At 45.9% G+C, this 25,932-nt stretch carries 26 protein-coding genes; 15 read left to right on the top strand and 11 right to left on the bottom strand.

Annotated elements, in window-relative coordinates; all coding sequences use genetic code 11:
• Window positions 1–4: 4 nt before the first annotated feature.
• From WC259_RS01770 to WC259_RS01755, 4 genes are all read right to left on the bottom strand, one after another.
• Window positions 5–1,312, bottom strand: a complete 1,308-nt coding sequence (locus WC259_RS01770) for an NAD(P)/FAD-dependent oxidoreductase (protein WP_011309514.1) — start codon at window positions 1,310–1,312, stop codon at window positions 5–7.
• Complete coding sequence (gene hisH, locus WC259_RS01765) at window positions 1,309–1,926, bottom strand: imidazole glycerol phosphate synthase subunit HisH (protein ID WP_015407112.1); 618 nt, start codon at window positions 1,924–1,926, stop codon at window positions 1,309–1,311. The genes WC259_RS01770 and hisH overlap by 4 nt, the downstream gene beginning before the upstream one ends.
• Before the next feature lie 15 nt (window positions 1,927–1,941).
• The gene (locus WC259_RS01760) at window positions 1,942–2,373 is read right to left on the bottom strand and encodes a 4Fe-4S dicluster domain-containing protein (protein ID WP_011309516.1); all 432 of its coding nucleotides are present in this window, start codon (window positions 2,371–2,373) and stop codon (window positions 1,942–1,944) included.
• 131 nt (window positions 2,374–2,504) lie between these two features.
• Complete coding sequence (locus WC259_RS01755; protein ID WP_012984388.1) at window positions 2,505–3,086, bottom strand: manganese efflux pump MntP family protein; 582 nt, start codon at window positions 3,084–3,086, stop codon at window positions 2,505–2,507.
• Window positions 3,087–3,207: 121 nt separating this feature from the next.
• Between WC259_RS01755 and cysK the strand changes: the two genes are divergently transcribed.
• Window positions 3,208–4,170 carry a cysteine synthase A gene (gene cysK, locus WC259_RS01750; protein ID WP_015407113.1) on the top strand — a complete coding sequence of 321 codons (963 nt, stop codon included), beginning with the start codon at window positions 3,208–3,210 and terminating at the stop codon, window positions 4,168–4,170.
• Between the two features lie 99 nt (window positions 4,171–4,269).
• Here cysK and WC259_RS01745 read toward each other — a convergent pair whose 3' ends face one another.
• Entirely contained in the window at window positions 4,270–4,764 is a 495-nt protein-coding gene (locus tag WC259_RS01745; protein WP_228384424.1) for a hypothetical protein, read from the bottom strand.
• Window positions 4,765–4,943: 179 nt separating this feature from the next.
• Between WC259_RS01745 and WC259_RS01740 the strand changes: the two genes are divergently transcribed.
• Genes WC259_RS01740 through WC259_RS01715 form a run of 6 tightly spaced genes read left to right on the top strand, consistent with a single transcriptional unit; the run spans window position 4,944 to window position 10,250 of the window.
• Complete coding sequence (locus WC259_RS01740) at window positions 4,944–5,765, top strand: radical SAM protein (RefSeq protein ID WP_372642924.1); 822 nt, start codon at window positions 4,944–4,946, stop codon at window positions 5,763–5,765.
• A 50-nt stretch (window positions 5,766–5,815) separates the two neighbouring features.
• Window positions 5,816–6,739, top strand: coding sequence for an adenosylcobinamide-phosphate synthase CbiB (gene cbiB / locus WC259_RS01735; RefSeq protein WP_011309521.1), 924 nt, complete (start codon window positions 5,816–5,818; stop codon window positions 6,737–6,739).
• Between the two features lie 35 nt (window positions 6,740–6,774).
• Window positions 6,775–7,323 carry a cob(I)yrinic acid a,c-diamide adenosyltransferase gene (locus tag WC259_RS01730; RefSeq protein ID WP_061977332.1) on the top strand — a complete coding sequence of 183 codons (549 nt, stop codon included), beginning with the start codon at window positions 6,775–6,777 and terminating at the stop codon, window positions 7,321–7,323.
• Window positions 7,323–8,105, top strand: a complete 783-nt coding sequence (locus WC259_RS01725) for a carbon-nitrogen hydrolase family protein (protein ID WP_011309523.1) — start codon at window positions 7,323–7,325, stop codon at window positions 8,103–8,105. The genes WC259_RS01730 and WC259_RS01725 overlap by 1 nt, the downstream gene beginning before the upstream one ends.
• A gap of 33 nt (window positions 8,106–8,138) precedes the next feature.
• Window positions 8,139–9,578, top strand: coding sequence for a polysaccharide deacetylase family protein (locus tag WC259_RS01720; RefSeq protein ID WP_119215528.1), 1,440 nt, complete (start codon window positions 8,139–8,141; stop codon window positions 9,576–9,578).
• 9 nt (window positions 9,579–9,587) lie between these two features.
• Window positions 9,588–10,250, top strand: coding sequence for a hypothetical protein (locus WC259_RS01715; RefSeq protein WP_372642920.1), 663 nt, complete (start codon window positions 9,588–9,590; stop codon window positions 10,248–10,250).
• Here WC259_RS01715 and WC259_RS01710 read toward each other — a convergent pair.
• Window positions 10,247–11,068 carry a PrsW family intramembrane metalloprotease gene (locus WC259_RS01710; protein WP_372642947.1) on the bottom strand — a complete coding sequence of 274 codons (822 nt, stop codon included), beginning with the start codon at window positions 11,066–11,068 and terminating at the stop codon, window positions 10,247–10,249. The genes WC259_RS01715 and WC259_RS01710 overlap by 4 nt on opposite strands.
• Before the next feature lie 152 nt (window positions 11,069–11,220).
• On the opposite strand from WC259_RS01710, the gene WC259_RS01705 reads away from it, so the two are divergent.
• A complete protein-coding gene (locus WC259_RS01705) occupies window positions 11,221–11,952 on the top strand; it encodes a hypothetical protein (RefSeq protein WP_015407118.1) in 732 nt (243 codons plus the stop codon).
• Between the two features lie 91 nt (window positions 11,953–12,043).
• Here WC259_RS01705 and WC259_RS01700 read toward each other — a convergent pair whose 3' ends face one another.
• Together WC259_RS01700 and WC259_RS01695 are read right to left on the bottom strand one after the other, a co-directional pair.
• Entirely contained in the window at window positions 12,044–12,793 is a 750-nt protein-coding gene (locus WC259_RS01700) for a response regulator (RefSeq protein WP_372642917.1), read from the bottom strand.
• A 203-nt stretch (window positions 12,794–12,996) separates the two neighbouring features.
• Window positions 12,997–15,672, bottom strand: coding sequence for a bifunctional acetate--CoA ligase family protein/GNAT family N-acetyltransferase (locus WC259_RS01695; protein ID WP_015407120.1), 2,676 nt, complete (start codon window positions 15,670–15,672; stop codon window positions 12,997–12,999).
• 478 nt (window positions 15,673–16,150) lie between these two features.
• On the opposite strand from WC259_RS01695, the gene WC259_RS01690 reads away from it, so the two are divergent.
• Window positions 16,151–16,591 carry a hypothetical protein gene (locus WC259_RS01690; protein ID WP_079398690.1) on the top strand — a complete coding sequence of 147 codons (441 nt, stop codon included), beginning with the start codon at window positions 16,151–16,153 and terminating at the stop codon, window positions 16,589–16,591.
• Window positions 16,592–16,766: 175 nt separating this feature from the next.
• Here WC259_RS01690 and WC259_RS01685 read toward each other — a convergent pair whose 3' ends face one another.
• Both WC259_RS01685 and WC259_RS01680 read right to left on the bottom strand, forming a co-directional pair.
• Complete coding sequence (locus WC259_RS01685) at window positions 16,767–17,174, bottom strand: Fur family transcriptional regulator (protein ID WP_078986947.1); 408 nt, start codon at window positions 17,172–17,174, stop codon at window positions 16,767–16,769.
• A gap of 140 nt (window positions 17,175–17,314) precedes the next feature.
• Window positions 17,315–18,109, bottom strand: coding sequence for an alpha/beta fold hydrolase (locus tag WC259_RS01680; RefSeq protein ID WP_372642912.1), 795 nt, complete (start codon window positions 18,107–18,109; stop codon window positions 17,315–17,317).
• 254 nt (window positions 18,110–18,363) lie between these two features.
• Here WC259_RS01680 and WC259_RS01675 point away from each other — a divergent pair, with 254 nt between their 5' ends.
• The 5 genes from WC259_RS01675 to WC259_RS01655 all read left to right on the top strand — a co-directional run bounded on the left by WC259_RS01675 (window position 18,364) and on the right by WC259_RS01655 (window position 24,058).
• Window positions 18,364–18,810: a PadR family transcriptional regulator gene (locus WC259_RS01675; protein ID WP_372642909.1), complete on the top strand. Its 447-nt coding sequence runs from the start codon at window positions 18,364–18,366 to the stop codon at window positions 18,808–18,810.
• 190 nt (window positions 18,811–19,000) lie between these two features.
• Window positions 19,001–19,480, top strand: a complete 480-nt coding sequence (locus WC259_RS01670) for a MarR family winged helix-turn-helix transcriptional regulator (protein ID WP_011309536.1) — start codon at window positions 19,001–19,003, stop codon at window positions 19,478–19,480.
• A gap of 43 nt (window positions 19,481–19,523) precedes the next feature.
• Window positions 19,524–21,749, top strand: coding sequence for an ABC transporter ATP-binding protein (locus WC259_RS01665; protein ID WP_059280154.1), 2,226 nt, complete (start codon window positions 19,524–19,526; stop codon window positions 21,747–21,749).
• Window positions 21,746–23,653: an ABC transporter ATP-binding protein gene (locus tag WC259_RS01660; protein ID WP_015407125.1), complete on the top strand. Its 1,908-nt coding sequence runs from the start codon at window positions 21,746–21,748 to the stop codon at window positions 23,651–23,653. The genes WC259_RS01665 and WC259_RS01660 overlap by 4 nt, the downstream gene beginning before the upstream one ends.
• 96 nt (window positions 23,654–23,749) lie before the next feature.
• A complete protein-coding gene (locus WC259_RS01655) occupies window positions 23,750–24,058 on the top strand; it encodes a ferredoxin family protein (RefSeq protein WP_011929235.1) in 309 nt (102 codons plus the stop codon).
• 523 nt (window positions 24,059–24,581) lie between these two features.
• On the opposite strand, the gene WC259_RS01650 is transcribed toward WC259_RS01655, so the two are convergent.
• Entirely contained in the window at window positions 24,582–25,043 is a 462-nt protein-coding gene (locus tag WC259_RS01650; protein ID WP_011309541.1) for a MarR family winged helix-turn-helix transcriptional regulator, read from the bottom strand.
• Between the two features lie 288 nt (window positions 25,044–25,331).
• Here WC259_RS01650 and WC259_RS01645 point away from each other — a divergent pair.
• A partial coding sequence (locus WC259_RS01645; RefSeq protein WP_372642904.1) for a twin-arginine translocation signal domain-containing protein occupies window positions 25,332–25,932 on the top strand: 601 nt, incomplete at its 3' end.

Below are 25,932 nucleotides of genomic sequence, written 5' to 3'. Positions count from 1 at the left end.
CCTGCTAATGCTTGAAATCTGCCGGGGCTACCCTGCCCGAAGTGTTGCCATGAAGATGTTCTTCACGGCTGTCAGCCGACAGATAGGCCAGACCAAAATTTTCATTAAGTATATTATCTTTAATGGGGCGTACATCACTCCGGTCACGCATGAGGCCGAAGATAATGCCGGCAGTATCTGTTTCACCCAGAGTCAACATGCCCACAATCTTGCCTTCGGCATTTAAAACCAGCTTCTTGTAGCCGTTGGCAGTCAGAGTTGAAAGAACCTCAAGACCGCTGGCGTCCGGCGGCAATACTGACATACCGGCAGTGGCAATATCCATGCCAAAGTAGTTTAGCGAGTTCATTACTGTACCGCCGTGATAGGTGGTATCCATGCCGGCCATATTGTAACCGGCTATCCGCCCGCCTATATAGGCATTCGGCCAAATAGGGGTAACCCTTCGGCTGTTATAAATAAAGTCAAAAGATTCGCAGGCATCGCCGCAGGCATATACGTCAGGGTTGCTGGTGCGCATATTATCATTTACCACCACCCCGCGGTTTACTTCCAATCCGGCGGCTTTAAAAAGCTCTGTCCGGGGAATAACACCGATAGCTATTACCAGCATCTGGCTTTCTATCTGGTGGCCGTTATCCAGCTCAACTCCGGCAACTTTGTGCAGACCCAGCACTTTACTGACGGTCCGCCCGGTATTTAATTTCACACCGTAAGAAGTGACTGTCTGAGCGGCTATCTTACCGGCTGCTTCATCCAGAATAGTATTCAGGATATGACCTTTAAGCTCAATTATGTCTACTTCTATACCCAGCTTGGTCAAGGCATCTGCGGCACTCATGCCTATAAGCCCGCCGCCGATAATCACCGCTTTCTTTACATTCTCGGCCTTTACATAGCCGTCTATCAAAACAGCGTCTTTCATATTAATAAAGTTAAAAACACCCGCCTTGTTTGACCCGTCAATAGGCGGAACAATGGGTTTGCCGCCGGGGGCAAGCAGGAGTTTGCCGTAACTAATCTTTTCTCCGTTTGAAAGGCTGACTTCATGGGTGGCTGTATTCACTGCTTCCACTTTGGTATCAGTCAGACAGGTAATGTTGTTGTTAGCATAAAACTCCGGGCGGCGGAAAAGTATTTTTTCCACGGTTTTCTGTCCGGAAAGATACTTGGCTATCATGGGGCGTGAATATGCCAGATAAGGCTCTTCCCCCACTATGACAATAGAACCGTCACGGTCTACTTCACGAATAGCCTCTGCCGCGCCTATACCGCCGGCAGAACATCCTACAATTAAATAATCGGCTTTCATTTTTTATCTCCCAGAGCCATCTTAAAAAAGTTTTGATATAACTTTAAGCCGTAGCTACCGCTCTTTTCCGGATGAAACTGGGTAGCGATTAGGCGTTTATTGATAACCAGACTGCAAAAATCCACTCCATAGTCTGTGGTTGCCCCTATAATATTCCGGTCTGCAGGGCTGGCATAATAACTGTGAACAAAATAAAAATCTGTCCCGTCAGGAATACCTTCAAATAAAGGGTGGGAAACCCTTTGCTTCAGCTGATTCCAGCCCATTTGGGGTATCTTTACCCCATCAGGCAGGCGTTTTACTTCACCCGCCAAAATACCAAGGCACTTAGTCTGACCGCCCTCTTCAGTGGAGTCAAAAAGCACCTGCATACCCACACATATAGCCAGCAGGGGAATATCCCTCTTTACCAGCTCTTTTATAGCCTCATCCAACCCTTTTGCCCGCAGACCGGCTACCGTGTCAGCGGCTGCACCTACTCCGGGCAGGATAACCGCATGGGCTGAAAGAATCTCTTTCGGGTCTGAAGTCAGGGTAAACTCATATCCCAAAGCGTGTATGGCATTCGCCACACTCTTCAGGTTACCCCCTCCGTAATCAACAAGCGCAATCATCGTTTAACTAACTCTTTAGCCGTCAATCAGTTCCAAGGCTTCATTCGGGCAGTTAGCCACGCAGGCAGGTATTTCTTTACCGCCGCACAGATCGCACTTGAGAATCACATGGTTTGCCTTGTCTTTTATAAGGGCGCTGTTCGGGCAGGCCACAATGCATGTCCAACAGCCGATACATCTTTCAGGATCACTGGAAACAATTCCAGTTATGGGGTCACGGGTCATAGCACCGCTGATACAGGAATAAGCGCACCATGGTTCGTCACAGTGGCGGCAGGGTACAGAGAAACTTATCTCTCCCTTGCGTTCCACCCGTATTCTGGGCTTCTGATTTTCCTTTTTGACGGCCTTAATAACGTCATGAGAGACCGAGTGTTCGGTCTGGCAGGCTACGCGACACAGGCCGCAGCCCATACAAAGTTCTTCTTTAATCTGTACCCTTTTCATACTTACCCCTACATACGGTATATAACTTCCGTATTTATATAAATTAGCACTTAGATAATCGCTTGTCAAATACTGCGCAAGCTAAATCAGACAAAATAAACCATTATTATTTCGCAATCATTTCGCCTGCATTACAGTAATATGTCCCAACCCAGGGTATGTTCTGCCAGTATTTTTAGACCTATAAAAACCAGTACCAGCCCGCCTGCTACACCAACCCAGCGGCTAGCCATAAAGCTAATGCGATTGCCCAGTTTAAAACCCAGAAAACTTACAGTCAGTGAAACCAAACCTATCAGCAAAGCTGCAAGCCCGATATTGGTTTCTTCCACAGCAAATGCCAAGCCAACTGCCAATGCATCTATAGAAGTAGCTACCGCTACTCCCAGCAAACCAAACCCCCGGGTAAGGTCAAGTTTTACCAGCTCCTGGTCATCTTCTCCTTGCAGAGCTTCGTATATCATGCGAACACCGATAAATAACAGCAGGCCAAAAGCAATCCAGTGGTCAAAAGCAGAAATAATATCTATGACACTCAGGCCGGCAAAAAAACCGATAACAACCATACCCGCTTGAAATAAACCGAAAGTACCGGCCACCCGCCATATAACTCGGCTTTTAATGCTTGCATGGGTACATGCTATGCCGATTGATACGGCAAAACAGTCTGCCGAAAGTCCCAGAGCGATAAATATTACCGACAATAAACTCATAATAAAGTAGTAGTATAACACGCATTATGCTATTTTTAAAACATTCTTGACAAACCCGCGGCCATGCCCGACAATCCTATTTATACCGAGTTTTCGAATATCAAGCTGAAGGGATTCTGGTATGGAAAATAGAACATCTAAATATAATATCCATAATGGACGCGGCATTGCGTCAAACATTACAGAACTTATAGGCAATACTCCGCTGGTACGTTTAAATAAGATAGGCAGCGGGCTAAAGGCCGAAATTATACTCAAACTGGAATCGTTTAACCCCACCCACAGTGCCAAAGACCGTCCGGCTCTGTATATGATAAAAAAGGCCGAGCAGGAAGGCAAGCTTATACCCAGCAGTATCGTAATAGAGTCAACCAGCGGCAATACCGGCATAGCTCTGGCTGCCGTTTGCGCTGCCAAAGGTTACCGGTTGATGCTAACCATGCCTGAAAACTTTTCGGTGGAACGCAGGCGTTTACTCCGTCTGCTGGGAGCAGAGCTGGTGCTCACTCCGGCAGAACTGGGCATGCAGGGGGCTATAGAAAAGACGGCCGAACTTAAGGCTAAACTGCCCCAAGCCTTTATACCGAACCAGTTTGAAAATCCAGCTAATCCTGAAAGCCATTATAAAACTACTGCCGAAGAAATCTGGCGGGATACAGATGGCAAAGTGGATATACTGGTGGCAGGCGTAGGCACCGGCGGTACCATAAGTGGTATCGCCAGAGGGCTAAAGGCAGCCAAACCATCTATACGGATAATAGCGGTAGAGCCGGCTGAGTCACCCGTAATTTCTGGTGGCGAACCTCAGCCTCACCTTATTCAAGGCATAGGGGCAGGCTTTATACCCCGCATACTCTCTCTGGAACTGATAGATAAAGTTATCAGGGTACCCGGAAAAGAAGCCGTCAACATGGCTCTCCGGTTGGCACGCGAAGAAGGCATTATGGCTGGTATTTCTTCCGGAGCGGCACTTTGGGCGGCACTGGAAACAGCCAAACAAGCAGAAAACTCAGGCAAGCTTATCGTCGCCATCATGCCGGACAGCGGCGAACGGTATCTGTCCAGCCTGCCTCTGGGTGACTAGGAGCATCTTTACCTATATAAATATGTGTATATATTGCTAGACAATTGAAGGGGGCTTTAATCCCCCTTCAACGCATTAAACCGGTTTGGATAGATAACGTTAACCCAGACCAAAAATCCCCTTCTTTACATCCAGTCTATCTCCCAGTACAGCTTCAAACAAACCTATCATTTCCTTGCTACTGCCATCAATAAAGTATTCCTGCTTGCCGCTTACAGCCTCTATCTTTATCTCGGTAGTATCCGACTGATTCTCATCACCGGTCTTCTTCCTGATAGTTACCCGTGAAATATTGGCAATAAGCAACTGAAAGTTGTCTTTATTCTCATCCAGTATAGCTTCGGCGGGCATGTTATAATACTTTTTATAAAGAATAAATCCGCTTTTTATCTGGTCACCCCAGCGGGCAAAAAAACCCTTGCCGGACTCCTTGCCGCTTTTCTGGGCTTCCGCCGCTGCATCTTTCACCATCTGGCTGGTCATCATAGCAAATATAAAGCTCTGGTCAGTAACCACCAGAGAGTATGTATCCCACCTGCCCCATGACTTGGACTTCTTGAAATTAGGCACTACACCCAGGATTTTTTCTTCCACCGGACACCTCATCTATATATTATTCATTCATAATAACAACCCCTTGCCTTTTTGCCAATACTTCAGCACTACAAGCCTGAAAAAACATTTTTAAATTAAGCAAATCCAAAATTTCTAAACCGTTTCGGGGAAATATTGTGTTATAATGTTAGATAATTTTTTATAGGAATATTACATTTATGACTGCAAATTCTCATACCCCGCGTATTATGCCTGACCGTCAAACCAACCCGGATATGACCAACGTCTATCATATAGCCTATGCACCGGGCATCAAAAAAGCCTACCTGTTCCACTGGAACTGCAACCTGAAGTGCCGCGGTTGCCTTTGCAAAAAAGAAATCAACTGCCTGGCTCTGGAAGAAAATCTGGACGTGGTTGCCCGTGACCCCCATTTAGCCCCGCCCCGTGGTCCTGAATCGTTCCTGAGTCTGGATGGCATTATGGAAACCCTGCGTAAAGTAGAGCTCAAAGAGGTTCTGTTTGAAGGGCAGGAAGCCACCATCGACCCCCATTTTGAGGAGATATGCCGCCGCCTCAAATCAGAGTTTGGCGTCTATATCACCCTGAATACCAACGGACTGAAATTGCCTGACCTTGCCAATGTGGACGAGGTGGTTTTCAGTCTGAAAGCAGTTACTCCGGAACTTTATCTGGATTACACTGAAGTACCCAATACCAAAATGCTGAAAAACTTTGAGGCTATTTTCCGTTCGGGTAAAAAGCTAAGGGCCGAAATGGTATTCATACCCGGTTATATAGACATGGCTGAAACAGAAGCCATTGCCAGGCATATTGCCCGACTCAGCCCGAATATCCCACTCAGGATAGATGCCTATTTTGAATGCGGTGACAATACATGGCGAAGAGCCACCCCGGAAGAAATGAGCCAGGCAGTGGCTCTGGCTAAAAAATACCTCAATACCGTTACCTGCACCCAGCAAACCACTGACAATCTGGATAAAAAAGACCTCTTCTTTGAGGTAAAAAGGCTATTCTAAGCAAACAACCCATCTTTAAAATGTTAATCAGGTATAGATTTTAGATAACTGTGGAAACTGTATATATAATTGTGCTTGCACTTGCCTTAGACCTTGTACTGGGTGAATACCCTGCGCCCCTTCACCCGGTAGTTTGGCTTGGCAAATTTATCTCGTTACTGGACCGTTTCAGCCCGTCCCGTAACCCTAAAATCCAGTTTACTTACGGGGCATTTTTAAGCATACTAACCGTGAGTGTAACTTTTACCGCTGTATTTTTTATTCTGGGTTACCTCAAAGAATTTAACACCGCACTCTATGTACTTGCGGGAGGACTGATACTTAAACCCGCCTTTTGCCTGCGTGAGCAGTGGGTAATAGCTTTGAAAATAAAGAAACTGCTGGAAAAAAACCGCAGCGGCGCACCCCCTAAAGAACTGGAAACCCTGCTAGGCACAGTCCCCCACGCCGAAGACGGGCCCAGCCGTGAAGATGTTATTTCAGCTTCCATACGCTCTATCTCGGAAAATGCCAGCGATTTTTTTGTTGCACCTCTGTTTTACTTTATATTCCTAGGGGTACCGGGAGCATTTGCCTACCGGGCTATAAATACGCTGGACAGCATGATAGGTTATCATGGAAAGTACGAATATCTGGGCAAATTTGCCGCCAGGCTGGATGATGTGGCAAATTTTGTTCCAGCCCGCCTGACCGCCCTGCTTTTTGTAATCGGGGCGTTTATTCTTCATCAAAACTACAAACAGGCACTTCGGTCTGCTATCTCGGACCACGCCAATACCACCTCCCCCAATGCAGGCTGGCCAATGGCCGCCATGGCAGGGGCTCTAGATGTTTCGCTGGAAAAGTCCAGATGCTACACTATGGGTAAATCTCTCCGCCCGCTCAGCACCTTATGCCTGACTGGAGCGGCCAGGCTATATAAAACCGGTATGTTTATCTGGGCAGGCATATGCATAGCCATTGTCTGGATGTAAATAATACCCACCCGAATATTTGCAGGAGTTAAAAAGTGAACAGTACCCAACAGATCAATAAATATAATACCGGGCTTGTCCAGATATTTACCGGAGACGGCCGCGGCAAAACTTCGGCGGCACTGGGGACAGTCATGCGGGCATCCGGATATGGGCTAAAGTCTTATATAGTCTTTTTTCTGAAGGGTATTCACGAAGGCGGCGAATATAACTCACTCAAGCGTCTGCCGGGTATAGATTACGCTATTTTCGGCCGCAGTGATTTTATGGGCCCCCAGTATACCACTCAGACAGATTTGGATTACGCCCAACAAGCCCTTACCGAGGCAAAACGGGTAATTTCCAGTGGTGAATACGATGTGGTCATGCTGGACGAAATAAACACCGCCTCCGCCTGGAAACTTATAGATATTGAAGATGTGGTCGAACTGGTAAAATCCAAACCCCAAAAAGTGGAGCTGATACTGACCGGACGCCATGCGGATACCCGTCTGGTAGTGCTGGCGGATCAGGTAACCGAACTGGTTAACCGCAAACATCCTTTTGAAAAAGGGGTGGATGCAAGACAAGGAATAGACTACTAATGGCGAGCATTTTCAAAGTAGCCATGCTGCATATTGAACCAAAAACCGCAGATATTGAAGCCAATCGTATCTTAATCTCACGTTCCCTCCGCAAAGCCGCTCAGGCTGGGGCAAAGTGGGTGCTGACTCCGGAAATGGCCGTTTCGGGCTATTTTTTTGAAGAAACCATAGGTACAAAATGGATATCCCCTCAACCTGACCGGTGGCTTAAAGAGATAATGGAGTTATGTAAAACCTTAGACATAGGATTATTCCTTTCCTACCCTGAAAAAGACCTGTCAAGCGGCAAATGTTATAACTGCCTGTTTGCTGTAAACCGAAAGGGTGAACTGGCCGGCAAACACTGCAAAATAGAAATACACCCCGGTGCCGAAGAAGGTTGGTCAAGCCCCGGCAGCAGTCTTTCAGTCTTTGAAATGGACGGGTGCAAACTGGGTATGCTTATCTGTGCAGATACCTATGACAGTGAACATACTAAAGTGCTGGCCGAACAAGGTGCCGAACTTCTTATTGCGGCCGCCGCCTGGGGAAATAAATACCCGCCGGAAGAACGCTGGAAGAAACGTTCCACCGAAACAGGACTGCCGCTCTGGGTCTGCAACCGCACCGGCCGGGAACAGCAGGTGGATTTCACTCAGGCCAGAAGCGTGGTAGTTGAAGACGGGCATGAAAAACTGGTTTACTTCGGGGAAAAACCCGCCATTCTCATTTTTGATTTTAATACTGCCACCCGAAAGACCGCGAGCCAGTCTTTTACAATTCTTGACATCCCTCAGCTATGACATATTTTGACATATAGGCTATAATAACACCGTATGATTAGCGTTGTATTGCCTGCTTGCAATGAGGAGAAGTTTCTTCCCCGTTGTCTCGACAGTATCTGCCGACAGGACTTTGACAGCTATGAAATCATCGTAGTAGTCAACGGCAGCATAGACAAAACCGCACTGGTTGCCCGCAAATACCCCGTAAAAATACTGCACTGCGAAAAGCACAGCGCCTTTTATGCCCGGCAGATAGGTGCGGCAGCCGCCTCAGGCGAAATAATCGTTCAGGCAGACGCCGATACCATTTACCCCCCGGACTGGCTCTCCCGCATATATGCAGATTTCAAACATCAACCTTCTGCAGTAGCAGTGGCCGGTATTTACCGGTATGCAGACCCTCCATGGTGGGCATTTCTGGAATATTTACTGCGTCTGGTATGTAACGCTTATACCTGCCTATTCCATAGCCGCCCCATGCTTATCTCAGGGGCTAACTTTGCCTTTAAACGCCATGTATTTGAAAGAATCGGCGGCTACCATGTCACTGCCTTTTCGGCAGACCAATATGATATATCCACCCGCCTGAGTAGACAAGGCAAAGTACTTCTTGACCGCAGCCTTATAGCCGTCACCTCTGCCCGAAGAGTAAAAAAACCATTCCTCAGGATACTGCGTGACGTATTTAAAAATATAGCCATGGTAACCGGCTGGGTATTACAGTATATAAACCAGTTTTTCCGCCGTTTATACCGCAGTCCCCTGTTCTTCCGTTCAGTCAAAAATACTTTGCCGATATTCGGTTTAGTGGGCATACTGTTCTGGGGATACGCCAGCCCATCTTCGCAACTGTTCGGCAAGGTTTATTTTGAAGGGGAAGGTGAGAGCAAAACTATCTCCCTGACCTTTGATGACGGCCCCAATCCCGAGTACACCCCCGAAATACTGGCTATACTGGATAAATATGGTATAAAAGCCACCTTTTTTGTGGTGGGCAAAAACGTAGAGACTTACCCTGAGCTAACCCGGGAAATACTTGAGCGTGGGCATATACTGGGCAATCATTCGTACAGCCATGACGCCAACCATGCCCTGTCTGATTTCGGGGCAAAAGATATGCTAAGGTGTGCCGAAACTATCTGTAAATATACCGGTGTTACCCCCTGTCTTTACCGCCCGCCATACGGAAAACGGTCTCCCTGGGAACTAGCGGCCGCCAATGAAATGAATGTAACAACTGTCAGCTGGGGATATGCAGTGGAGGGCAAAAGCCTGGCCGAAACTGACAATGCCATCTCCAAAATACTTGATAAAAGCGGCCCCGGCTGCATACTATTATTCCATGATGGTTACGGTATAGACGCCAATAGCCTCCAATCTGACTGCCAGCTGACTATCAAAGTCCTGGACAGCCTGATATCAAACCTGCTCCAGCAGGGCTACAAATTTGTAACTGTACCCGAATTGCTTGGGCTGGATGCTTACTCTTAGGGATTATTGATGGATTTTGAAGCGCTAATTACCCAGGGTGTTGCCATGCTCTCCGAATTCAATCTGGTGGTTTTGCTGATTCTTTTTGGCATTTGTTTTATCAGTGAAACAGTGGGCCTCACTGTGCCATATCTTTTAGAAACAGTCTGGCTGATGGGCGGCTATCAGGTAGCCAGTGGAGAACTTTCCATATGGCTTCTTATCCTGCTGATACTGGTGGCTCAGGCTGGCCGCCAAATAGGAGCTTTGGCTCTGTCACGTTTGGGGAGGGTGGGCAGCGGCCCTATTGAAAGGTTTATTACCTTCCTTCGTACCCGAACCCCTCTTAAGAAAATATCTGAATCACCGGCTCTGCAGAAGGTAAACCTGTATTCACCCTTTGCAATAGCTGTAGGCAGATTTATGTGGCTCCGAATACCGCTGACCCTGCTTATGGGAGCCAAACGCAAAACCAAGGTACTTATGTTGGGGGTATTGATATCCGGTATTTTTTACGATGCCCTGTATGTTATCTTCGGGGCAGTTGTAGGCAAGGTATTCACCCTGAATTCAGTCCAAATGGTAATTATCTTCACGGGCGGATTAACAGTTCTTTATATAGGTACATTCGTTGTCCAGCAAATCGTAAGCCGCCTGAAAAATAAAAAAAAGAAAACACCGCCACCAATTTAAACAGTTGAATTACCCCTCTGCAACTGGTATCGGGCATGACGTATAGCCCGGATAAGTAAAAGCAAGCTTAAAACGGCCACCGTTAATAATACGATTACCGCCCAAACAACGGGCAGATTCAATCCACTGGCTATATCCCAGACAATATGCAGGCCCACTGCCAATATAAAAGCCCCTATAACCGCCATATTTACAGGCCCTCTGCCATATTCGGCGCGCTGTCTCCACAGGATAGCACAGACTATGCCAGTCCAGGCGGCATGCCCGGCAGGAGATAACAGCCCTCTGAAAAGAAGCACCTGTTCCAACAGGTTTATATCCCCCTGACTCTGGATAAGGCTGACCACCCCGTAACCCATAGTTTCCAACGCTGCAAAACCCATGCCGGCTGCTACTCCAAACAGAACCCCGTTCGCCTCAGCCCTAAAACCGCCGCCCCAAAAAAGCAGCAAAGGGAATATCAGCTTGGCAGCTTCTTCTATAACTCCTACCCGGAGTAGTCCGGCTGGGCTCAGGCTGGAGCCAGTTGCATATTCCAGCATACCTGCCATTAAAAGCCCAATCATACCGCCGACAAAAAAACTGGCCAGCACCCAACGGATGGTTATGTTAGCCAGAGGTAGACGTTCATAAATAAACACCACAAAAGTCACCGGCATGATGAATGCACCCAGAACTACCAGTAACGGCAAAAAATTAGTCCCATGCGTCAGTTTTATAAGCTGTTCCGCACCCAGAAACAAACCCAGCCCGCCTATCAGTACCCAAGTCCAGCGGTAGGTTGTCAGGTATATTTTAATATTCTTCAGATAACTCATATCCGTCAGTATAAGCCTAACATCAAAAAGCCGCGCCTTCAATCACCCGTGTGGCTAAAATATAAATATCCGCTCTGCCTATTGAATAACCAAACGGGAACACGTATAATCCCTTCGTCTTTAAAGATTATAACGAACAGGAGGGTTAATAGATGGTAAAAGGTATTATCACTGCTGTTATAACATTTATAGTACTTTTACTTGTCGCCGCAGTACTGGTTATGGGTTATCTGGGTATAATGCCGGGTGTTTCCAGCCTGATGGGTTCCGACAAACCGCGTGATCTGGGCATAACCGCCACCAGCCAGGACTATCAAACCATGGTTACCAAAAGCGGCGTCACCGTGGGTGCTTTGCCGTCTGACACCCTTCCGGCAGACAGCCTTACTTTTTCGGGTTCCCGCGTAGTTAATACCTTTTACACTTCAGAGGAATTAACCGCTTTCGTTAACCAAACAGATTACAAATACAAACCGGTAAAGAACTTTCAGGTAAGAATAAACAGTGACGGGACTGTAGAATGTTCAGGCATTTTTGATATAAAAGTAATCCAAGATTTTATTACCGCCAGCAGCGGCAACTCTGAAATTTCCCAATATTGGGATAAATATAGCCGTTACTTCTTGTCTAATCCGGCTTTTTATGTCAAATGCACACCCTCCATGACCAATAATCACCTGCCTTTACAGGTGGAAAAGTTTGAACTGGGCAGGTTTTCTATACCCCAGGCAGCTTTGGATGAACTTACCAGCAAACTTATCACCCTGACCGATGGTATCATTAACCATATACCCGGACTTTCGGTAAACTCCATTACTATGGTAAATGGCAAAGCAGTATTCAATATGGTCGGTCACAAATATATCTCTATAGCCACTCCATAACCACCATTTGAACTTATATACCAAGGGGGAAGCAAATTTGCTTCCCCCTTTTACTAATAAACCTAAACTTCAATTACCCAGATAAAAACAGCTAAACAAGACCAAATTTGGCAGCCGCAATGCCTGCCAGAGTCCGGTTAGAGACATTAAGCTTGGTCATAATACCTTTTACATATTTCTTGATTGTAATTTCAGCATAATCCAAATTAACGCTGATTTCCTTATTGGTATAACCGCGTGCCACCATAATAAGTATCTCAAGTTCACGCGGAGAAAGTACATCCTGAGGTATAACATTGATAGTAGCTGACGAATATTCACCGGCAGGACTTCGGCCCTCAGCCTTGGCATTTACAAATTTGATAAAATTTTTAGAGGCACTTTCAAGCAAATCCCCCTGCCAGACGCTGCCGCCGCAAGCTACTACCCTAATAGCATTGGATAGAAGTTCAAGCGGACAGTCCTTGGTCAAAAAGCCATTTATGCCGTTATACAAAGCTTCAGTCACATATGGTTCCGCTTCGTAGCCGGTCAGGAATACAACCTTGACCGGAGGATATACCCCTTTTAGCTTATGGCTCAGCTCACAACTGTCAAGGCCGGATATTTTGATATCCGTTAACACAACTTGCGGTTTTAGTTCTTCTACTAGCCTAAGTACATCTGAAGCGTTATCAGCCTCCCCCACTATTTCAATATCTGCTTCGGAACAGAGTACCTTTCGCAGCCCTTCTCTGGCAACTTGGTGGTCATCCGCCAAAAATATCCTGACTGGAGAAGTGCAATGCCCTATCTTGGGAGAGGATTTGTTGGGTTTCATGATTATTTTGTCCACGGCCATCCCTTACGTTTTCAGATATATGCAAAGATAAAAATACAATCTGTATCCATGCAACCCAAGTATTTTACATCATACTACGCATAGGTTCAGAATAAAAGACCTGACTTTATCTAAAACAGCTATTCCTCTATTATCAAATGAAACCAAGAAGGCGGCTCCGGATACCGGAGCCGCCTTCAAACAATAATTGCCTGGTTTTGGTCTTAGAGTTCCAGATTAACCTTGTACTCGGTGGATTTATCTTTCTTAACGTTAAAACCGAAATCCTTGCACAGGTTCAGCATAACCACGTTTTCAGCCAGTACCACACCGTAGAAATTCTTCAAACCCTTTTCGCGGGCAATGCCAATCAGCATATCCAGCAGTTTAGCCCCCAGTTCATGGTGCTGGAAATCATCAGCCACCAGTATTGAGAATTCACCGCTCAGACCGTTGTTGTCTATAATCAGACGGCCTACACCCACGTTGCGTTTTTTGCCCTTGTCGTTATATTCGGCAATAATGGCCATTTCACGGTCATAGTCTATATTGCAGAAACGCACCAGCAAGGCATGGTTGATATCCTTGAGTATATGGAAGAAGCGCATACGGGAAGATTCTTCTGACAGACCTTCCAGCAGGGCTTTTTCCATAGGCTCATCTTCAGGGCGGATAGGCCGCAGGATAACATCACGCCCGTCCTTGGTATGCCAGGGCTTGATATATTTGGCCGGATACGGGGTAATGATAAGGTGGTTATGGTCACCAGTCGGGTTGTTTATATATTCTTCATCTATTATTATACGGGCATCCAGAGCAATGGCCTCTGAACCAAGCAGTGCCAGCGGGTTAATATCAATTTCCATAATTTCAGGGAAATCCACCAGCAAATTGGAGAACTTCACCAGAGTTTCTTCAAGCAAACGCAGGTTTGCCGGGGGTTTGGTGCGGAAGCCCTTGTAAAGCATCTCGTATATTTTGGTGCCTTCCATTACCCGTCTGGCAAGCACCTGATTGAGGGGCGGCAGACCTACCGCCACATCCTTCTGGAATTCGGCTTCAATACCGCCGGAACCAAATAGGATAACCGGCCCGAACACAGGGTCTTTCTTTGAGCCGATAATCAGCTCGTAGTCATATTTGTCTACCATGCGCTGCAGGGTTACACCCTCAATATTGGCCGCAGGACAGGCAGCTTTCACGTTTTCCATCATGGTGGCAAAGGCTTTTTCCACCTCGGCCTCGGTTTTAAGACCAAGGATAACCCCGCCCACATCTGACTTATGGGAAATATCCGGCGAGGCAATCTTCATAACCACCGGGAAACGCAGGGCGGAAGCAATCTGGGCAGCATCTTTGGCATCACGTGCCAAGAACGGCACCGTAGCATCAATGCCATAAGCCTGAAGAAACTTTTTAGACTCGGTTTCGGAAAGAAGGGTGCGACCTTCGCTGGCTACCTTCTTGAGAATGGTTCGTATATATTCCTTGGACGGGTCTACATCCACCGCCAGTTCTTCAGGGGTTTCATACAGATTTTCAAGGCCGCGGGCATAGCGGTACATGAAGATATAGCCCTTAACCGCCTCTTCGGGAAATTCAAAACTGGGTATATTGTGCTGATAAAACAGCTTTCTGGCTTCGGCCACGTTGGCATCACCCATCCATGAGGTAAGCACCGGTTTTTTGCTCTTCTTGGCAATTTTGACAATAGTCTTGGCAATATCCAGAGGATTAGCCGCACCCTGAGGGGTATAAATAACCACTACACCATCCACACCGGGGTCTTTGATGGCGGCTTCAAGGGTGACGGCATACCTTTCAGGATCGGCATCTCCCAGAATATCCATGGGGTTGCCTTTGCTCCACGAAGGAGGCAGAACCGGATTCAAGGCGGTAACAGTCTCGTCAGATATGTGAGCCAATTTGCCTTTTTGTTCCATCAGCGAGTCCGTAGCCAATACGGCAGGACCGCCGGCGTTGGTTACAATGGCCAGATTTGCCCCCTTGGGCAGATTTGAGGTATTTAATATAGCGGCACAGCTGAAAAGGTCACCGATATTGTCCACCCGAACCACGCCTGCACGCTGGAAAATAGCGTCTACAAACATGGCATTCCCCACCATTGAGCCGGTGTGGGATTTGGCGGCCTGAGCACTCTCTTCAAAACGGCCGGGCTTGATAACGATAATGGGTTTGGTGCGGGCAAAACCGCGGGCGGCACTCATGAATTTCTTGGCTTCGCCCATGGTTTCCAGATATACAATAATACTCTTGGTATTTTCGTCAGTACCGAAGTAGTCAATAAGGTCACCGAAGTTCACATCCATCATAGAGCCGATGGAAGCAAATCCGGAAAAACCTACATTTCGGGCAATAGCCCAGTCAAGCACAGCTGAACCCAAAGCGCCGCTCTGTGACAGGAAGGCCACATTGCCGGTTTTGGGCATTTCCATGCGGGCGAAAGTGGCATTGAAACCGCTTGCGGGGCTCATGGTACCCATACAGTTGGGGCCAATAATGCGGATACCGTACTGCTTGGCAATCTCGGCTATCTTTTCTTCAAGGGCTTTGCCCTCAGACCCAACCTCTTTGAAACCAGCCGAAATAATGATAACAGACTTGGTACCCACTTTGCCGGCGTCTTCAATAACTTGGGGTACAAACTTGGCAGGGACCACCACCAGCACCAAATCAGGTACTTCGGGCAAGTCTTTCAGAGTAGGATAGCACTTCTGTTCCAGTACAGATTCACGGTTCGGGTTTACCGGATAAACAGCCCTTCGGTCTTTACCTTTTATAAGATTCTGAAGGATGATTTTGCCGGTAGAACCTTCCTTGTCTGTTGCGCCTACCAGAGCTACACTCTTAGGGTTGAAAAATAGCTTGATTTTGTCCACGTTTCTCCTCTAGTAAATTACTTGTGGGCAAAGAGGCTGATAAGTCCGCTCAGGGAAGATTGTCACGGGAAAAATAGAAAAACTTCCCCCACGGTATTTTTCTGCCCAGCGCCAATGTGCAATAGAATACCATGACCCAGACTCACTTTTCAAAGTTTGCAGGCAGTTATTTAAATATTCTAAGTCATTTTTCAAATTTTATACCTGAATGTCAGAGTTATCTGCCGCAAATTTGAGAAAATAATCCCCGCCGCAGGGGAATTGCACCCTTGACCAACCCGTATACCTTTCAAGCACCTTAACGGGAAATGATACCGGATTTTTTCCGCTTCAAACATATTGCCTGTATCTTTACCTTGCCTCTGGCAATACAATGAAGATAGCCATATAATGGAAATATGTTTAGACAAGTCTATTTGTGACTACTGTTAATTTAAAAGTAAATATTTCAGCCTAACCATGATAAGGAGTATGAGCTATGATTTTGAAGCAAGGCCTGAAACTATTTAGCCGTTTAGCGCTCACTTTTGCCCTGTTATTCCCCACCCTGTTGGTTATTTCTCCCGTCAGTACACTCTCCGCCAATACCTTCGCCGCATCAAGCCAGCTCTCGGTAACAGACGGGGTCTACACTGATTGGGGAAGTATGGCAACTCCCAGCCAAGGGGTACATGTCTGCGCTGACTATTCCAATAACGGCGCCGGTGACGGGTCAGGCTTCACTAATACCAGCAGCGATATTACCAATATCTGGGTAGCCCTTTCCAGCAGTTCAAACGGGCTGCTTCCGGCCAGCCCCTCCAACCTTATAGAAAATATTTACTACCGCATAGACACCCGTGGTACTTCCATGAACCCCGGCCAGAGCTATTTTATCCAGCTAAATCTGGGTATAGCCCCGCCAGCCAGGGGATGGTAAAAACAGGTAAATTAAAACGCATTCACCATGACCTTACGCTGGTAATGCCCAAAGAGTAACCTTTGGCAAAATCAAATAAATTAAAGGGGCGGAAAACAAGCTTTCCGCCCCTTCTTTATTAAGCTTAAAAATATATCCCTGCGAATCTAAATGGATATCTCAGTCCAGTCAGAGTTTATTTGCGGCAATCAGCGCAAATACCGTTTATAACCATGTGGCTCAGGTTCGGGGAAAAACTGTATTTGGCCTGAATATCCTTGCGGAGTTTAGCCAACATATCGTCACTGCATTCTATCCGCTGCCCACACCGGCTGCATATCAGGTGATGATGATGCCCTTCATCAGAATGGTGATAGATAGTTTGGTCGTCTATCTTGCTTTTAACCACACAACCAATACTCTCCAGCAAATCCAGAGTGCGGTAGACTGTTGAGCGGTTAATATCCGGAAATTTTTCCTGAACCTTGTTTATTATCTCTTCGGCAGTCAAATGGGCAGAAACAGAATGGATAACATCAACCACCAGCTTGCGCTGGAGAGTAAGTTTGTAGCCGGATTGCTTTATGGTATTTAGACAACTCATCTTAGTTCTACCTAGTTGCATTATAACAAGCATCCGGCATAAGTCAAGAATAACCCGGCAGTTATTCTGCCATATTTAAAGGTCTTTCCCTAGCACAAACCCATCAGATTAACCGTCAATTTACAGCATTCGCAATCATATCAGATCTCTTTTTGGAGACAAGCTATAAATTCTTCCCGTGCATATTTCTCCTGCCATGGGCAATGCCCGCAACGCTTAAGCAAAACTGCCGAAAATCTTTCCAGATGGTTTGCCAAATAATCTAAAACAGGCCGGGCCGGATGAGGGTCGTAATCCCCATGTATGGCAACTACCGGGCATTTCACCGCAGACAGATATTCTTCAAACTTGTTTTCCAGCCTTAATTTGAGTGCTTCCTGCCAGATGGATTTATAAGTTTTGTAACTGCACTCTAAAAACGCATCAGGCAAGTATAAGGGTGAGTATGCATCCACCTGTAAAACAAGTTTGCCTATTTCGGCCAAAGACTCATCAGCCATAGCATCATTTTCAGCTTCAGCCAGAAACCGGGTTAATGTTGCCAATTTATTTTTCTGACCTTCATCCATCCGCCTCAGGCGTGTATCCATAATGTTCTTTGCCTCTGCCGATTGAAACAGCGGGCAGGACACCAATATCAATTTTGAAATAAGCTGAGGGTAAGTACCGGCCAGCATAATACCCAGCCACGCCCCCCAAGAATAACCCGCTAAAACTACTTTTTGGTCTCCAAACCGGGTAATAATGCCAGAGAGATATTCCAGCTGTTCCTTGATGCCAAGACTGTAAAGGCGAGGCTCAATAACCCCCTTGGCGGAGCTTATGTCCTCTGCCAAACCGGCCAGTTCACCGCCTGCTCCCGGTCCGCCATGTAAAAATACCAAATTGTATGGCGGCTTACCGTGAAGAACAAATCGGTCGGTCAAAACACTCATACAAAATATTAACATTATCGGGACTAAAACCAAATAACCCTGTCAATTTCGCTTCAATAATATTTAACTTCTTCTGTTGACAACGAAAATATTGAGGAGTATAACTATATATAACGATATATAGTTATAGCTTATTATAGAGGTGAATAAATATGTTTGGCTCACCATTTCATAACTTTGAAAGGCATTCTCATCCTTTTGACAGATTCTCTCATTCATTTGAAAAACGCTCCCGCATGTTTAAAAGGGGCGATATGAAATTTGTTATTTTAGACTTGCTGAAAGATAAGCCAGCTCACGGCTACGAGGTAACTCAGTCTCTAGAGGAACGTTTTCACGGCCTTTATTCCCCCAGCACCGGCAGCGTCTACCCGGTATTACAGTTACTGGAGGACATGGAATACGTAACGTCAAGTGAAGTCGAGGGGAAAAAAATATATACGATTACCGATGGCGGTAAAAAGTTTCTGCATGAACAGGAAGAAGCCACCCAAAAAATCAAGGAGCGGCTATGGGGCTGGGGAAACGCCAAGAATCAGGAGTACCTGCAAAACATTCGTACAACCATGAACTATCTGGATGAAATCAGGGAACTTATGGGGCACATAGCCGTTCACAATGACCCTGCCAAAATTATCAGGGTCAACAATATTTTGGATAAAACCCTGGAGGAAATGGAAATAGTATATCGGGAAAAATAAACCGTTTTCCCCAAAGCCAAATATAAAAGGCCCTGAACAATCTTTAGAATACACACAAAGTTGACCTGCTACGCGAGGTTATCCTTGATAATAAACTTGCTTAAGGCAACCAGTCATTCATTTGACAAATATCTGTTAAGCTACTAAATTATATAGCAACTAAACTATTGTGGACAGGTTATAAAGGCAGATGGCAGAGCAACAATTTCAGAATGAAGCAGACACCGGGAGAGACGAACTGTTACAGCAGCTTCTTGAACGTATGTTTTCTTTGATGAGGCATGTTCAGCGAGATGTTTCGGTTATAAAACCCTCTCTCAGCCACCCCCAAGCCAGGCTGGTTTTTATAATTAACAAATATGATGATTCGGGAATATCCGTCAAGGAATTAGCCCGCCTAACATCGGTTACACCGGGCGCAATCACCCAGTTAATAGATGCCCTGATTGACAAAAAACTGATAACGCGGGAAACAGACACGGCTGACAGGCGCAGCATAAAGTTGAAACTGACCTCTGCGGCCAGAAAAGAAATACATCAGTTCAGAAAAGATTTCTTCAGCTCCATAGCCGAAAAATTTAATGTCCTGAGTACTGATGAGCTGAAAGAGCTAGTCAGCCTGATCACCAAGGTCAGTCCTGAACCCGTTACCAAAGAAGATATGCCGTAGCCAAATACCGGATAGATTACGCTTATTCAGGAGGAGATATCCCTTGTGGAAACTAATTAAGTCTCTCAAACCATTTACCTGGTCTATCATCCTTATTTTTACCCTGCTGCTTGGGCAGGCTATGAGTGACTTGTCTTTGCCGGACCTGATGTCACGGATAATAAACGTAGGCATACAACAGCAGGGCATTGAAAATGCAACCCCTAGCGCCATACGTTCCAGTGAAATGAACCGGATACTCCTGTTTGTGGATAGTGCTGACAAGGCATCGGTAACCGGATACTACACACTACTGGATAAAGATTTGCTATCTCCAGCTGATTATAACCAATACATAGAATCCTATCCTGGGTTGGCAAATGAATCAATATACAAGCTAAACACTAACGATGAAAATGCCGCAAACCGCCTAAACTCCATCCTGTCTGTTCCCATACTAATGGTATCGTATATCGAAAGCGGAGCGGCTACTGATATTTTGGGCAGCCAGTTTGACCTGCCTGATGGAGCAGATATATTTTCCGTACTGGCAAGTTTGCCTCAGGAACAGCTTGATGCCATTATTCAAAGTGCCGCAAGCCACCTGTCCGCCATACCCGAAAGTATGGTTGCCCAATCAGATGTAAGCTACCTGGCTACAGAATACCAAGCTATCGGCATGGATCTCAACCAGATGCAGATGAATTACATGGTCAAAATCGGCGGGTTGATGCTGCTGCTGACACTGGTCAGTGTTACTTTTTCGGTTGCCGTAGGTTTTCTGGCCGCCCGGGTGGCTGCCGGATTCGGACGGGATACCCGCCGTAAGGTTTTTACCAAGGTAGAGAGCTATTCCAACAGCGAATTTGACAAATTTTCTACGGCTTCGCTTATAACCCGCTCTACCAATGATATCCAGCAAATACAAATGATACTGGTAATGCTGCTGCGGATTGTGTTCTACGCCCCCATTATGGGTGTAGGAGGCATAATCAAGGCTCTGGGGCAAGATGTCTCCATGTCATGGATTATTGCCTCAGCCGTAATAGCCATACTGGCCATGATAGGTGTGATTTTCGTAGTGGCAATCCCCAAATTCAGGATAATCCAGAAGTTTGTTGATAAATTAAACCTGGTTACCCGCGAAATGCTGAGCGGCCTAATGGTAGTCAGGGCATTCAACAAGCAGCAACTGGAAGAAAATAAATTTGAAAAAGCCAATGTAGACCTGACCAAAACCACTCTGTTTATCAACCGGGTTATGGTCTTTATGATGCCGGCCATGATGCTGATAATGAACGGGGTCGGGGTGCTGATTATCTGGGTGGGTGCGCATCAGATAGATGCGGGTGCCATGCAGGTAGGCAATATGATGGCTTTCATGCAATACTCCATGCAGATTATTATGGCCTTCCTTATGGTCTCCATGGTATTCGTCATGATGCCCAGGGCTACAGTCTCTGCCCAACGCATTGCCGAAGTGCTGGAAACTGAACCCGGTATTGAAGACCCAAAGAAACCTGTCAGCTTTGATACAAATATCAGGGGCAAAGTAGAATTTCAAAATGTGGGCTTCAAATACCCCGGTGCAGATGACTATGTTCTGAAAGATATTTCGTTTGCTACCAAGCTCGGGCAAACCACCGCTATTGTAGGCGGTACCGGAAGCGGTAAATCAACTCTGGTCAACCTTATTCCCCGTTTTTACGATATAACAGAAGGCCAGATTTTGATAGACAATACCAATATCCGTAATGTCACCCAGCATGACCTGCGGGATAAAATCGGGTATATTCCCCAGAAAACCAGCTTGTTCTCCGGCACTATAGAGAGCAATATCGCTTATGGAAACGAAAATGCCGATGCAGACACATTAAAGAAAGCCGCCCGGATTGCCCAGCTGACAGAATATATTGACACCACCGAAAACGGTTTCAATACACCCATATCCCAGGGAGGGGCAAATATCTCCGGCGGGCAGAAACAAAGAATGGCTATTGCCAGAGCAGTAGCCAAGCAACCTGAAATATATATCTTTGATGACAGCTTTTCCGCCATTGACTTCAAGACCGATGCCACTCTGAGAAAAGCCCTGAAGAAAGAGACTCACAATGCTACGGTATTGATTGTAGCTCAAAGGATAAATACGGTTATGAATGCCGAGCAGATTATCGTGCTGGAAAATGGAATGATTGTCGGGAAAGGCACCCACAAAGAGCTGATGGAAAACTGCATAGTATACTGCGAATTGGCCCTGTCACAGCTGTCCAGGGAGGAGTTATCAGCATGAGCCAGAACAGAAATAACCCCCAATCCCGGATGCCGGTGAGCGGCGGCCCTATGGGTGGCGGCATGCACATGGGCGGCCCAATGGGCGGAATGCGTATGGCACACTCAGGTGAAAAGGCCAGAAATTTTAAGGACACCATGACCAGCCTTTTAAAATACCTGACACCTTATCGCTTTACGCTTATCATTGCACTGGTATTAGCCATTTTCGGTACGGTCTTTACCATCATCGGCCCGAAGCTTCTGGGTAATGCAACCACCAAACTTTTTGAAGGTCTGGTAAGTAAAGTCATGAACGCTCCGGGGGCCGGAATTGACTTTACTTATATAGGCAATATAGTACTGATTCTGGTCGGGCTGTATGCAGTCAGTGCCATATGCAGCTATATTATGGGTTATATAATGACCGGCGTATCCATCAAGGTTACTTATGACCTTCGCAAGCAGATAGCAGAAAAAATAAACCGACTGCCAATGAAATTCTTTGACAACAAGACCTATGGCGAAGTTTTAAGCCATGTTACCAACGATGTTGATTTAATATCCAATACCCTAACCCAAAGCATGTCCCAGATGGTTACCTCTGTAGTTACCATACTGGGTGTGCTGGTGATGATGTTCACTATCAACTGGATTATGGCACTTGCTTCGCTGATAATAGTCCCCGTTTCTATAGGCCTGATTTCCCTGATAGTCGGCCGGTCACAAAAATATTTCCGCAAACAACAGGACTATCTGGGGCATATAAACGGTCACGTTGAAGAAATGTATTCCGCCCACAATGTTATGAAAGCTTTCAACGGCGAGGAAAAATCCATAACCAAATTTGAAGGGTTGAACGAAGAGCTGTACGGCGCATCATGGAAATCCCAGTTCCTCTCCAGCATTATGATGCCCATGATGAACTTCATAGGCAACCTGAGCTATGTGGTTGTATGTATTCTGGGCGGCTTTCTGGCCATACAGAAAACCATTCAGGTAGGCGACATACTGGCTTTCGTCCAGTATGTCAGGTCATTCACTCAGCCGCTGGCCCAAACCGCTAACATTGTAAATATACTCCAGTCTACCGCTGCGGCAGCCGAGCGTATTTTTGAATTTCTGGGAGAAGGCGAAGAAGTCCCCGAACCGGCTAATCCTGTCAGCCTGAAGGATATTTCAGGGGCTGTCAGCTTTAAAGATGTGTCTTTTGGTTATAGCCCGACCAAAGTTATAATCAAAAATTTCAACGCAGACATAAAGCCCGGCCAGCGGGTAGCCATTGTCGGCCCTACGGGTGCCGGAAAAACCACTATGGTTAAGCTACTGATGCGCTTTTATGACGTAAACAGCGGGGCTATTCTGGTAGACGGGGTAAATATACAGGATATCAAGAGACAGGAGTACCGCAGTGCCTTCGGTATGGTACTTCAGGATACCTGGCTGTTTAACGGCAGCATTATGGATAATATCCGCTTTGGCAAGCTGGATGCAACCGATGATGAGGTTTACACAGCGGCCAAGACGGCCTACATAGACCATTTTATACATACCCTGCCAAATGGTTATGAAATGGTAATGAACGAGGAATCCAGCAACATCTCACAGGGTCAAAAACAGTTGCTGACCATTGCCAGAGCCGTTTTGGCCAACCCCAAGATTTTGATTTTAGACGAGGCTACAAGCTCGGTGGATACCAGAACCGAAATGCTGATACAGCAGGCTATGGAAAACCTGATGCAAGGCCGCACGGCATTTATAATTGCCCACCGTTTATCCACCATCCGTAATGCAGATATCATACTGGTGATGAAAGACGGAGCGATTGTAGAACAGGGCAACCATAAAGAACTGCTGGAGGCTAACGGTTTTTACGCTTCGCTATATAACAGCCAATTTGAATCAGGGCTGATAGAAAATAACTAATGCTTGATGCTTTCTTGATATATAACAAATATCTGCAGTTATGTAGTAAGGCTAATGATATTTATATGAATCTATTTTAATTTAAAAAGGTAGAACATGAAGTCAAATAACCAGCAAGAACAAGCCCATAAACACACTCCCGGTGATTTTGCACCGGTAATAAACACGTCAAAATGTGAGGGGGATGGAGAATGCGTCTTGGTTTGCCCCAACGGCGTATTTGAGATATACCAATTATCCGCCCTTGAGAAAAACCAGCTGCCCTTTATATCCAGACTTAAGGTATCTGCTCATGGCAGCAAACAAGCCAGATTAATACACCCGGAACGCTGTGAAGGTTGCGGTAATTGTGTAAGCGCCTGTCATGAAAAAGCAATAAAACTTAAAAAAAACCTTCAAGGTTGATACTATACGAATAAATCAGATGGCCTTGGGTTGGGTTTATACTTTAGCAAATTGATAATAACTTTTGATGGCAGGAATATCCGGGTTGATGCGACTAATCACCCGGGAGAAACTGTAAAATTTACTCTGCCCATAATCTCTGAGTGATATTTGAAAATACTATTATTTAAGACGATAACTATATGTGAAAACCGCTAAGCTTCTTTGCATGTACACTGGCCAGCGGCACAAATATTCTGTTCCTAAAGCAGATGATTATCGGGATAAACCATTCTGAAGATTAGAATTAATCACCGGAATCTAGGGCGTATTTCAAAAGAAGATGGATTTTGACTTTACCAGAACATGTCCGTATCGCGGCTTAAAACTATTTTCTCATAATAACGCACTGAATTTTGAGGAAATAGGACCGACTTGATTTGAAGATTATGGATATACACCCGCAGAAGAGAAATTTAGATTAGCCGGGGAAGTTGTTGCTGTTTCATTGTTCCAGTTATATACAATCCGCCGCCAAATTATCCTATCCTTTTTTATCTAAGCGTTTCAGGGTAGCATCCAGTATTTTCTTCAGAAGCTTCTCCAGTTGCCCGCGTTCATCATCTGTCAAAACCGCCGTAGATTTAACCATAGTTTTGCGGATATCCAGCATTTGCCGGTAAGTATTATAGCCTTTTTCGGTCAGGGATATAGTTATCATGCTATGGTTATCCGGGTCTTTTTCTTTATAAATCAGGCCATTGGCTTCCATCCTGTTGATAAGTCCGAGAATGGTATGAGGTTCTCTCAGTAAACGCCTGGTGATGTCATTTATGGTAGCCTTGCCTTTAGTAGCAATCTGGTCAAAAACTCCCGCCTGTTCAGGGGAAATACCGATTTGGTAATAAGCCCTTTCCAGTTCTTTATATATAGCCCGGCGGGTGCGCATTAGTAACAGTCCTGCTGCATCATTTGGATCCCATTTATAAAAGTCGCTAAATTCCATAGTCTCTTCCCGATACTTCTTTAATACCTCAAATAATATCAACTTGTAGTTGAATCGTCAAAAAAATCAGCATAAAGTACTACGCCATTTGGACGATGTATTTACAGATAGTTTAGTGTATCGTACATGATAAGTATCGTATACGATGTATTTCGTATACGATATAGGGATACTAAAGTATATAACGGCTGTTCATTCCCAAAGAGAGGTGGAAATGAAACGTTGACACTCGGGAAAGACTGAGTGGTATTTGGGAAGACAAATGATTAACAAAAAGTGAGAGGAATCATGGCAGAAGTAAATCGTAGAGATTTCCTCAAGGCCGCAGGAGTAGGGGCGGCCGGGTTATCAGTGGCTGCCGCCGGCAGTTACTGGAATTCTTATCATGAGGGCCAATCTGCATTCTCCATGCAGGGCCAGGAACACCGTCAGGGTCATGAATATTTTAACCGCGAACCATTCAGAGTAGACAAAGTTACTCCTTTCAGCTGGGAAGTAATTGGGCCTGATTTACCGGATAACCACTCTGTGGGCGGCATACATCGTATTGATATGCGTTGGTACTATGGCGAAAGGTTCAAGAGTGCCGGACACGCAGTGGCCGGTAGTAACCCGGCAGTCGGCTATGATTTAACCAAAGGCGACCTGGACTGCATGCCCAATACTTGGCCATCCAATGGTTTGGCTGGTTTGTCCACTTTCTATCAAAAATATTATGATCTGTATCCAATGATGGTAGATGTAGACAAAGAGTACAAGTATGATTGGCTTCCTCAGCTTGTAGAACGCTTTAAATCAAGCATAGATAGCCGTGCCAGTTTCAATGCCAATGAGGGGCTTATTGCTATGGCCAGGTCTGAAGCTCAGCGGGCTGTGCCTGTTTCAAGCA

Origin of the sequence: Dehalococcoides sp. (genome assembly GCF_041654235.1) — a bacterium.
In the GTDB taxonomy this organism is placed as follows: domain Bacteria; phylum Chloroflexota; class Dehalococcoidia; order Dehalococcoidales; family Dehalococcoidaceae; genus Dehalococcoides; species Dehalococcoides mccartyi_B.
The sequence above is the reverse complement of the archived record's forward strand: the minus strand, read 5'-3'. Positions and strand labels throughout refer to the sequence as shown.